This is a genomic window from Duganella margarita, from assembly GCF_009857535.1.
Taxonomy (GTDB): Bacteria; Pseudomonadota; Gammaproteobacteria; order Burkholderiales; family Burkholderiaceae_D; genus Rugamonas; species Rugamonas margarita.
Genome location: NZ_WWCS01000080.1, coordinates 1 through 411 on the forward strand (window position 1 = coordinate 1; position 411 = coordinate 411).

General features: G+C 76.4%; 1 protein-coding gene. It reads left to right on the top strand.

What is annotated here, in order from left to right; translation table 11 throughout:
- Window positions 1–411 (top strand): chromate transporter (locus tag GTP55_RS29280; protein ID WP_161048265.1); only part of this gene is annotated, 411 nt, incomplete at both ends.

Below are 411 nucleotides of genomic sequence, written 5' to 3' on the forward strand. Positions count from 1 at the left end.
CGCTGGCCACGCTGGCGCTGCTGTTCCTGCGCATCGGCTGCACCAGCGTCGGCGGCTTCATGGCGATGGTGGCCATGACCCAGCAGGTGCTGGTCGAGCGGCGCCGCCTGCTGCCGGCGGCCGACCTGCTGGACGGCCTGGCGCTGGCGTCGGTGCTGCCGGGCCCGGTGGCGGTGAATGTCGTGGCCTACGCCGGCTACCGCCTGCGCGGCGCGGCCGGCGCCGCCGTCGCCATGCTGTGCGTGGTGCTGCCGGCGTTCCTGTGCATCGTCGCGCTGACCGCACTGTACTTCCGCTACGGCGGCCTGGCCGGCGCGCGGCCGCTGTTCCTCGGCGTCACCCCCGCCATCGTCGCCGTGGTGCTGGCCGCCGGCTGCCGCCTGTGGCGCGGCGCGGTGCGCCGGCCGATGC